Source organism: Falsiroseomonas sp. RANM36 (assembly GCF_056682175.1).
This window is the reverse complement of record NZ_JBWXTD010000003.1, coordinates 1,733,574-1,736,508: the sequence shown is the minus strand read 5'-3', so window position 1 is coordinate 1,736,508 and position 2,935 is coordinate 1,733,574. Positions and strand designations below refer to the sequence as shown.

The window sequence follows — 2,935 nt, the reverse complement described above, 5'->3', positions numbered from 1 at the left end:
GGCGGGCTCCTCATTGCTTTTTTCGCGGGGGGCCGGGGGGCGGCGGGGTTTTTCCCCGGGGGGGCCTTGGCGCGCCCCCCCGCGCCGCGCCGATATCGGCGCCATGGAGAGAGAGGCGCTGCTCGCCGCGCTCAGGCTGCAGGTGGAATGGGGCGCGGACGACGCGCTCGCGGACCTGCCGGTGGACCGCTTCGCCGCACCGGCGGTGCAGGCGCAGGCACCCGCCCGCCCGGCGGTCGCATCGGCTGCGCCGCTCGCGCTGGTGCCCGCCCCGGGCGCGGCGGCGCGACTGGCCGCGGAGGCCGACAGCCTGGACGCGCTGAAGGCCGCCATCGCCGCCACCGAGAGCACGCTGCGCGACACCGCGACCAACCTCGTCTTCTCCGACGGCAACCCCGAGGCCGGCCTGATGATGATCGGCGAGGCGCCGGGCGCCGACGAGGACCGTCTCGGAAAACCCTTCGTCGGCGTCTCCGGCCAGCTGCTGGACCGGATGGTGGCGAGCATCGGGCTCAGCCGGCAGCGCGATTTCTACGTAACGAACATCCTGCCCTGGCGGCCGCCGGGGAACCGGACGCCGACGGACGCCGAGATCACGCTGTTCCTGCCCTTCCTGCTGCGCCACATCGCGCTGGTGCGGCCGCGGCACCTGGTGCTGCTGGGGGGCGTCTCGGCCAAGACGCTGCTGCGCGCGAAGGACGGCATCACGCGGCTGCGCGGCCGCTGGCACGGGCTGGAGGTCGAGGGGCTCGGCCGGCTGCCGGCCCTCGCCACGCTGCACCCCGCCTATCTGCTGCGCAGCCCGGCGGCGAAGAAGGACGCCTGGGCCGACCTTCTGCTGCTCCGTCGGACCCTGGACGGCGCGATCACGCCCGCGTGAGGCAGAAATCTTCATCAAGAACGCGGTCGAACACCCTGATTTGTTAAGGGGCGTCTCGCGTGGCGAGATTCGGGCGGCGCCAAGGGGTTTACACCCCTTAAGATCGGCCTGTAGGGGAAGGGCGCCATGCGAGCGATCTGCCCCATGGCCCGGTGCCCCCGCCCGGCTCGCAGCACCCGTCGTCTGACGCTGCTGCTCCTCGTGGGGGCAACGATGATCGCGGGGGCTCAGGTCCCCGCCTTCGGGCAACGGGCCGACCAGACCGCCATGAGCGTTCCCCGTCCTGCTCTGCAGGGTGGGGTCGCCGGGTTGCCGCAACCCCTAGCGCCGTCCGACGCGGCGCGGCTTCGGCGCATCTTCGACCTGCAGGCGCGGGGCGAGATGGCGCAGGCCGCGCGCGACATCGAGCGGCTCGACGACCGCCGCCTGCTCGGCCATGTCCTCGCCGATCGCTGGGCGCGCGGCTATGCCGTGCAGGTCCCGGACCTGCTGGCCTGGCTGTCGGACTATGCCGACCACCCGGACGCCCCGGCGGTGCATGCGCTGCTGGTGCGCAAGGCACCGCGCGGCACGGAGCTGCCGCCCGCACCGGTGCGCGACGCCCTGCCCGAGCAGGGCGAGGTGGTGCCCGAGGAGAACGACCCGCCCGCAAGGCAGGTCTCGCGCAACCCGGCGCTCGACCGGACGGTGCGCGACCGGGCCCGCAACGGCCAGGTCTCGGCCGCGCTGTCGGCGATCGAGCGGTCCCGCGCGAGCACCGCCTATGCGGCGCTGCTGAAGGCCGATGTGGCGCAGATCCTGTTCCAGGCCGGCAATGACGAGGAGGCCTTCCGCGTCGCCAGCGCCGCCGCGCGGAATGCCGGCGGCACCGGCTTCCCCGCCCTCGTCGCCGGCCTCGCCGCCTGGGGGATGGACCGCCCCGATCTCGCCCTGCCCTATTTCGAGGCCGCGGCGCGGGCCGAGGCCGCCTCCCCCGCCGTGCGCTCCGCCGCCGCCTTCTGGACCGCCCGCGCGGCGGTGCGGGCCCGGCGGCCGCATTCCTACGTGCCCTGGATGATGCAGGCGGCGCAGGAGCCGCGCACCTTCTACGGCCTGGTGGCACGCCGCTCCCTCGGCCTGCCGATGGGCTTCGCCTGGGAGCGCGAGCTGGCCGGCGAGGGCGAGGCGGCGGCCATCGCGGAAAGCGCCGCGGGCTGGCGCGCGCTTGCGCTGCTCCAGGTCGGCCAGGCCGACCGGGCCGAGGCGGAGATGCGCGCCCTCTGGCCGCGCGTGCAGGGCAATGCGGGCGTGATGCGGGCGATGCTGGTCATCGCCTCCCAGGCGAACATGACCGACCTCGCCGCACAGCTTGCCGCGCTGCAGCAGAGCGCGGACGGGCGCCCGCGCGACTTCGCGCGCTTCCCGCTGCCGCAGCTGCGCCCAATGCACGGCTTCCGCATGGACCCCGCGCTGATCTATGCGCTCGCGCGCCAGGAATCGAACTTCAATCCGAACGCCGTCTCCCCCGCCGGGGCGCGCGGGCTGATGCAGATCATGCCGGCGACCGCCAGCTACGTGACCGGCGACGCCTCGCTGCGCGGCGCCGGCGTGCGGCGGCTGCACGACCCGGGCTTCTCGCTGGAGGTGGGGCAGCGCTACGTCGCCTATCTCGCCCGGCACGACCAGGTGGAGGGCGACCTGATCCGCGTGCTCGCGGCCTACAACAACGGGCCGGGCAACCTCTCCCGCTGGCTGCCGGCGGTGCGCCACCGCACCGATCCCTTCCTGTTCATCGAGAGCATCCCGGTGACCGAGACGCGCAGCTTCGTGCAGCGCGTGCTGGCCTATTCCTGGATCTACGCCGCCCGGCTCGGCCTGCCGGCGCCGAGCCTGGATGCGCTGGCCGCCGGCCAGTTCCCCCGCTTCTCCGATACCGAGCAGGTCTCGGCGATGGTGCGCCGCGCCAACTGAAGATCCTCCCGTCCCTTTGGCGCGCCCCTTTGGCGCGCCGCGCGCCGCGGCGATCGTCGCCGGCCGGGGGGTGCGCCCGGCCCCGCGCCGCGAGCCGCCCCCACC

Annotated in this window: 2 protein-coding genes; both read left to right on the top strand. The window is 74.4% G+C overall.

Annotation, left to right across the window (positions count from 1 at the left end; all coding sequences use genetic code 11):
* Positions 1–103 precede the first annotated feature (103 nt).
* On the top strand, positions 104–880 hold the full coding sequence (locus tag AC1MIR_RS13275; protein WP_480028624.1) for a uracil-DNA glycosylase: 777 nt from the start codon (positions 104–106) through the stop codon (positions 878–880).
* 309 nt (positions 881–1,189) lie between these two features.
* Positions 1,190–2,830 (top strand): lytic transglycosylase domain-containing protein, encoded by a 1,641-nt coding sequence (locus AC1MIR_RS13270; RefSeq protein WP_480028623.1) that lies wholly within the window; start codon positions 1,190–1,192, stop codon positions 2,828–2,830.
* The last annotated feature ends 105 nt before the right edge of the window (positions 2,831–2,935 follow it).

What these genes read in the sequence shown, in the direction of transcription:
- AC1MIR_RS13275 (WP_480028624.1), top strand. Translation starts at nt 104, where the DNA reads ATGGAGAGAGAGGCGCTGCTCGCCGCGCTCAGGCTGCAGGTGGAATGG.